Annotated in this window: 6 protein-coding genes; 2 read left to right on the top strand and 4 right to left on the bottom strand. The window is 64.3% G+C overall.

Annotation, left to right across the window (positions count from 1 at the left end; translation table 11 throughout):
* Positions 1-90: 90 nt before the first annotated feature.
* Positions 91-534 (bottom strand): DoxX family membrane protein, encoded by a 444-nt coding sequence (locus I8D64_RS07000; protein ID WP_200501811.1) that lies wholly within the window; start codon positions 532-534, stop codon positions 91-93.
* A 194-nt stretch (positions 535-728) separates the two neighbouring features.
* Here I8D64_RS07000 and ychF point away from each other — a divergent pair, with 194 nt between their 5' ends.
* Positions 729-1,814 (top strand): redox-regulated ATPase YchF, encoded by a 1,086-nt coding sequence (gene ychF, locus I8D64_RS06995; RefSeq protein WP_200501810.1) that lies wholly within the window; start codon positions 729-731, stop codon positions 1,812-1,814.
* A 215-nt stretch (positions 1,815-2,029) separates the two neighbouring features.
* The gene (locus I8D64_RS06990; RefSeq protein WP_200501809.1) at positions 2,030-4,267 is read left to right on the top strand and encodes an AAA family ATPase; all 2,238 of its coding nucleotides are present in this window, start codon (positions 2,030-2,032) and stop codon (positions 4,265-4,267) included.
* Positions 4,268-4,584: 317 nt separating this feature from the next.
* On the opposite strand, the gene I8D64_RS06985 is transcribed toward I8D64_RS06990, so the two are convergent.
* From I8D64_RS06985 to I8D64_RS06975, 3 genes are read right to left on the bottom strand one after another with little or no spacing between them, the layout of a single operon-like run.
* A complete protein-coding gene (locus I8D64_RS06985; protein ID WP_246482831.1) occupies positions 4,585-5,286 on the bottom strand; it encodes an alkylmercury lyase family protein in 702 nt (233 codons plus the stop codon).
* Positions 5,279-5,728 (bottom strand): DUF2000 domain-containing protein, encoded by a 450-nt coding sequence (locus tag I8D64_RS06980; protein ID WP_200501808.1) that lies wholly within the window; start codon positions 5,726-5,728, stop codon positions 5,279-5,281. Before I8D64_RS06980 ends, I8D64_RS06985 begins: the two co-directional genes overlap by 8 nt.
* A gap of 49 nt (positions 5,729-5,777) precedes the next feature.
* Positions 5,778-6,227, bottom strand: a complete 450-nt coding sequence (locus tag I8D64_RS06975; protein ID WP_200501807.1) for an Lrp/AsnC family transcriptional regulator — start codon at positions 6,225-6,227, stop codon at positions 5,778-5,780.
* Positions 6,228-6,376: the final 149 nt, after the last annotated feature.

Here is a 6,376-nt window from a genome sequence, read left to right as displayed (position 1 = left end):
GCGGGGGCGGGCCCTCGTATCCGAGGGGGGGTCCCGGCGGGGGGGGGGGGGGCGCCCCCCCCCCACGCTCATCTCTACGGGGCGCGGAGGTCAGTCCTTCGCGACCTCCTTGGCCTTCACCTTCTTCGAGCCCGCGCCGCGGACGACCAGCGCGAGCGCGATCGCGGCGAGCCACAGGTCCTTGGACAGCGGCGTGCCCGCGTGGGAGGGGCGGATGCCGTCGGCCTGGGTCATCTCGGAGTTGCGGAAGTACATCGAGAGCATGCCGGCGCTGAAGGCGCCGAGGCCCAGTCCGGCCACGCGCGTCGGCACGAGCGGCAGCAGCAGCGCCGAGCCGACGGCGATCTCGCCGAGGCTCACGAGCCAGCCGAACTGCTTGGGGGACAGGCTCTCCACCTGCGGGATGCCCTGCGAGGCCATCTGCTGGAGACCGGTGGCGGCCTCCTCGGGGAGGCCGAGCTTCCCGATCCCCGAGTTCAGGATGTAGGCGCCGGTGACACCGCGCAGGATGGTGTTGCTGAGGCTGAAGGCCATGAAGACTCCTTGATCGAGAGCGGTCCGTGCAGGACGAGAGTAATGAATCCGGCCGGAACGGGGGAGGCGCGCCCGGCCGTGGTGCGCGAGGACTCACCCGGCGTCCCATCCGGGAGGCCCGCGCGGCGTGCTCTCTCCCACGACTGCCGCGCGCGGCGGGCATCCGGGGCCCTCGGCCCGTAGACTCCGATCCCGTGGCTCTCACCATCGGAATCGTCGGACTGCCCAACGTCGGCAAGTCCACCCTGTTCAACGCCCTCACCCGCGCGGAGGTCCTCGCGGCGAACTACCCGTTCGCCACGATCGATCCGAACGTCGGCGTCGTGCCGCTGCCCGATCCGCGGCTTGGCGCGCTCTCCGAGATGTTCGACAGCGAGAAGCAGGTGCCCGCGACCGTGTCCTTCGTGGACATCGCCGGCATCGTCAAGGGCGCCAGCGAGGGCGAGGGCCTGGGCAACAAGTTCCTCGCGAACATCCGCGAGGCCGACGCGATCTGCCAGGTCACCCGTGCCTTCGCTGATCCCGACGTGATCCGCGCCGAGGGCTCCGAGGGGCCGTCGGGCGACATGGAGACGATCACCACCGAGCTGATCCTCGCCGACCTCCAGACCCTCGAGAATGCGCGACCGCGCGTCGAGAAGGAGGTCAAGCGCAAGCTGACCGAGCCCGCCGTGCTCGAGGCGATGGACGCGGCGAAGGACCTGCTGGAGACCGGCAAGACCCTGTTCCAGGGCGCGGCCGCCGCGGGCATCGACGCCTCGCTGCTGCGCGAGCTGCAGCTGATGACGGCCAAGCCCTTCATCTACGTGTTCAACACCGATGAGGAGGGGCTCGCCGACGAGGCCTCGCAGCAGGCGCTGCGCAAGCTCGTCGCCCCGGCCGACGCGATCTTCCTGGACGCCAAGTTCGAGTCCGAGCTCGCCGAGCTCGACGAGGAGGAGGCCCGGGAGATGCTCGAGAGCACCGGCCAGGCGGAGTCGGGCCTCGACCAGCTCGCACGCGTCGGCTTCCACACCCTGGGCCTGCAGACCTACCTCACTGCCGGCCCCAAGGAGTCCCGCGCCTGGACCATCCCGCAGGGCGCGACCGCCCCGCAGGCCGCCGGCGTGATCCACACGGACTTCGAGCGCGGCTTCATCAAGGCCGAGATCGTCAGCTTCGACAAGCTCGTCGAGGCCGGCTCCATGGCCGACGCCAAGGCCCACGGCTGGGTGCGCATGGAGGGCAAGGACTACGTGATGGCCGACGGGGATGTGGTGGAGTTCCGCTTCAATGTTTAAACCCCAGGTCAGAGGCCTAGTTCCTGCTACAGATTAGTGTAGCGCCACGCCGTCTGGTAGCACTTTTGTAGCACTCAAGGAGGAGCGAGCATGGCCCAAGTAATCGTCGTGACGACCCGGGGTGCAGACGCATGCCACCGTCCATCCGGCGATGCAGCTCTCGGCGGGTGTGTGGACCGCTGTTCGGTGGGGGCGGTGCTTTCATGCTGCGACAGGTGAAGATCGTCGGCGGCGCGTGCTTCGGAGAGAGTCCGCTACCGATTACCGGCTTAAAGCCCGCAAGTTTCTTCTACGGCCCCAACGGATCTGGGAAGGCGACGATCAGCCGAGCCTTCGCTGGCTATGGCTCACTGCAGTTCGAGCCAGAGTGGCACGCTGATGCCGAGATGACGATCCGGGTCTACAACAGAGATCTAGTGGACCAGATACTGGGCGAGTCCAAGCGGATCCCCGGCGTCTTCGTTCTCGGAGAGAACAGCGTCGAAGCCCAGAACCGCCTCGAAGAGATCGAGTCGCCCGGAGGCGAGCGTGCTCAGGCCATTGGCAAGTACGAGCGCGCTCAGACCAGCCACAAGGAAGCGGAAGAACGCCAATCTGACGCAAAGATGGCGTTCAAGACTGCCGCGTGGAATAAATATCGTGCACTCGTCGATGAACACACGACCTTGTTGTCCGCCTTCACCGGCCAACGAGGCGTAGACAAGAACAAAGACATGCTTGTGACGCGCCTTCTTGAGCGAGGAGCGCCGGGCGAGTCCGAATCCCTGCCTGTGCTTGAAGATCTTCTTGCTGACGCTGACGCAGTATTCGACACAGGAGCGACAGCCCGCAACCGGCTCACCGAAATCGACGAGTTCCGATGGACTGAACACGACGGCTCCACTCTGCTGGAGCAGAAGATCGTGGGCAGTACTGAGGTCTCACTCAGCGAACTTGTAGAGCGACTGGGGAACGAGGACTGGGTTCAGGCCGGACGCCAGCACCTTCATAACGCGCAGGGGCTCTGCCCATTCTGTCAGCAGAAGGCACCCAAGGATCTCGCCAAGCAGCTTGAGGACATGTTCGACCAGCGGTACACGGAGCAACTCGAAGAGCTGAAGCGCCTGGCAACTGCCCATTCAGCGTGGGACCGCTCCATTGGTGACACCGTCGAAGGCTGGAGCGCGGAGTCCACCAGCTACCTCGATGAGGCTGCGTACCAGAAGGCACTCGGAACGTTGAACACCATCAACGGTGCCAATGAGAAGCTGCTCGAGCAGAAGCTGGGGGCGCCATCTGAGTTGGTGACGGTGTCCGCGTCGAGCGCTCCGGTTGACGCACTGAATGCCGTCATCCGCGAAGCCAACACCAAGATTAACGCGCACAATCGGCTGGTTCAGTCACAAAGAGAGGAGAAGCCCAAGCTGGCCGCCAAGTGTTGGACTTACTTGGCCGACGTACTCCTCCGTGAAGAGATCCAGACGTACAAGAAGCGGTCCGTGGGTCTCCAGAAAGGTGTAGACCGCACCCGTGAAACGAGGGACGAGGCGTCGTCAGCAATCGGCAAACTCGACGATGAGGTACGGCGTCTGCAGCGTTCCGTCGAATCATCGCAACCGGTGATTGATGAGATCAACCGGCTTCTCGAGCGGTCCGGGTTCACATCGTTCCACATTGTCAGCTCTGCTGAGCTCACGGATGGCTACATGCTGGCGCGCAACGGTGCAGCTCTCGATGAACGTTCCCTTAGCGAGGGAGAGCGAACATTCATCGCCTTCCTCTACTACTACTTCCTCCTCAATGGGCGAGAAGACAGCGAAGAATCAGGAAAGATCCTGGCGGTGATCGACGACCCGATCTCCAGTCTCGACAGCGACGTACTCTTCATAGTCAGCACACTGGTCCGCGATCTGATCAATCGAGCACTCTCAAAGACGGATCGCTTGGCCCAAGTAATTGTCCTGACGCACAACGTGTACTTCCACAAGGAGGTGACCCAGCGCAGGCACAACGATGAGGGCTCGGGCCGTTGCTACCACGTCATAAGGAAGAGCTTCACTGGCCCCAACGTCATCGAGCCACATGCCGAGAATCCGGTGAGCACGGAGTATGAGCGTCTTTGGTCTGAAGTTCGACGTGCTTCTCAGGGCGAGCAGATGAGTGTTATCGGTCTTGAAAATGTCCTTCGCAGAATCCTCGAGAACTACTTCCGAATCGCTGGAGGCATCTGGGAAGAGGACCTCGTACAGCACTTGGAGCCAGCGGAGCGACCGGTCCTTCGATCCTTATTCAACTGGGTTAATGAAGGTTCCCATGGGGTGTTCGAGAACCTCCATTATTCGCCGGGTGCAACGACCCAGCAAATGTATCTCGATGTGTTCAGGCATGTCTTCGACAAGTCCGAGCATGCCGCCCACTACAGGATGATGATGGGATTCGGTCTGGGGCGAGACATTCGCGAGCAGTCCGTCTAGAAGTACCAGTGCGGTTCGTCGGACTCGAGACGTGCCGCTAGATGCGCTGGTACAGCGGTTTCTCACTACTATCCGGCCGTCGAGAATGTTCGCCTACAGAACGCAATGGGACGTTGAGACTCATCTGCCGCCTCTCGCCGAGGCACTGCGTGGGCACGTTGCCACCGAGTGACGGAGCGGATTCAAAGGTTATTCGGCTACGGAACGTGGTGGAGTGGAGGTTCGCGCTCTGACGTCTACGGGATGTCGCGCGCGAAGCATTAGCCACATAGGCACACCTGCAACTTCCCGATTTGAGCAAGGACGCCTGATCGCGCTCAGGGGAGACGCCAGAATTCGCCGGTGAGCCCGCGTTCTTCCAGCAGTCGCTGATTGTGTTCGCGAGTGTGCGGCTCGAAGGCTGGGTCGATTCGGTCGCCGTACCAGGCCTGTGCGAGGTCCCAGACGGTGCGGGCGTCGGCGATGTAGCCCTGGCCGGGTGCGTGCTGGGTGGTCCATTGCTCGGCGTGGTCGCTGGTGCAGAACAGGCGGATCATCGTGCAGGTGCCGACGACGTCCTCCCACCACTCGGCGGCGGGCCGCGGGAACCGGACGGCGTGCTGGCCCTGCGGCGGCGTGGCGGGGCGGGCGACGACGGAGAGGTGCTCGCCGCACTGCGGGCAGGCGGTGTCGATGCGGACGTCGAGCTTCAGGGCGGCGCTGATGCCGAAGGAGTCCCAGGCGCAGCCGCCCCACCAGCGTCGGTCGTCGTGGCCATCGACGGGGGTCAGGACGAACGCCATCGGCGCCGCGGTGAACGGGTGGGCCATCCGGATCCGGTCGCCCTCGGCGCTCAGGACCAGGGCGTGCGCGTCTGCGAGCTCGTGGAGGAGCTGCTGCACGCGCGCGGGTTTGCTGCCAGTTCTGCTGGCCAGTTCTCCTACCGACGGTGCGCGGCCCTCGGCGGCGAGCGTCTCGTAGACGAGGTCACGGACGCGACGGCTCTCGGGGTCCTGCATCGGATCACGGTGCTCACTCATGGAACCGCGCTCCCTTCACGACGCGGTCCACGGCATTGCGCGGGCCGCGCACGGCGATGCCGACCAGATCCAGGTCATCCGACGGCACCGCCGCGACGGCGGCGCGGTTGGCTTCGTCGTGGCCGGTGGCGAACAGCTCGCGGGTGTAGATCGTCAGCGTCACGTCGTCCCGGGCCGAGGCCTTGGCACGGGCTTTGCTCAGCAGCTCGGCGTCGGCGCTCATCACCATTACGGGCTCGCGGAGCATGGGCGTGTACTCGGTGTCGTCAGCGTCGCGGTAGGGCTCGCCGGTCAGGCCCTCGTCGCTGGTGGCGATGCCGGACATGAGGAACGCCGTCACGTTCAGCTCCTGCCAGGCGACCAAGCCCTCGGCGAGCACAACCACCACCTTGGTGTCGAACCGCACCGTGGCGGCCCCGGGGGCCGTTGTCCCTGCTGTCATCGTCTGTGCTCCTTCTTTCCGATCGGTCGTCTCATGGGTGGTTCGCGGATCAGATGGGTGCATGGTGGGCGACAACGGTCTTCATCACGAGCGTCGAGGTCAGCCGCTGCACACCGGGCAGCTGTGAAAGCTGCTGGTCGTAGAGCTCCTGGTAGTGCTGCTTCGAGGCGGCCGCGACAAAGAGCTGGTAGTCGGGCTCCCCGAACAGGCGGTGCGCCTGCACGACGTTCGGGATCGTCGACACGGCCTCCTCGAACGCTGCGACCGCGCTGGCGTCCCCTGCCTTCATCGTCACGAACACGAGCGCCTCGAATGGGACGCCGAGCAGGTCGAGGTCGAGGTCGATGCTGAATCCACGGATCACCCCGGATGCTTCCAGTTCGCGGAAGCGGCGGTGGCAGGCCGAGAGGCTGAGTCCCACCTTGGAAGCGACGTCGGTCATCGTCGCCCGCCCGTCCTGCTGGAGGAGGGAGAGGATCTCCCGGTCAAGTGCGTCCATACTGGAAGATTATCCTCGTCACCAAGGGAACTTGCAAGTGGCAACGGAGCACATTGCGCGCTGCCCCGAATAATCTTGTCCCATTTCCGAGGAGTGTAGGAGCGACTGCTGGTGGATGCTGGGTCAACTGCCGCGTTCTGGAGCGTGTC

The organism is Brachybacterium halotolerans (genome assembly GCF_016623465.1).
GTDB classification, from domain to species: domain Bacteria; phylum Actinomycetota; class Actinomycetes; order Actinomycetales; family Dermabacteraceae; genus Brachybacterium; species Brachybacterium halotolerans.
This window is presented reverse-complemented; position numbering and strand designations above follow the sequence as displayed.

Coding starts and splice junctions, on each gene's coding strand:
- I8D64_RS06980 (WP_200501808.1), bottom strand. CDS start 5,728: ATGACAGCAGGGACAACGGCCCCCGGGGCCGCCACGGTGCGGTTCGAC.
- I8D64_RS06975 (WP_200501807.1), bottom strand. CDS start 6,227: ATGGACGCACTTGACCGGGAGATCCTCTCCCTCCTCCAGCAGGACGGG.
- I8D64_RS06985 (WP_246482831.1), bottom strand. CDS start 5,286: ATGAGTGAGCACCGTGATCCGATGCAGGACCCCGAGAGCCGTCGCGTC.
- I8D64_RS07000 (WP_200501811.1), bottom strand. CDS start 534: ATGGCCTTCAGCCTCAGCAACACCATCCTGCGCGGTGTCACCGGCGCC.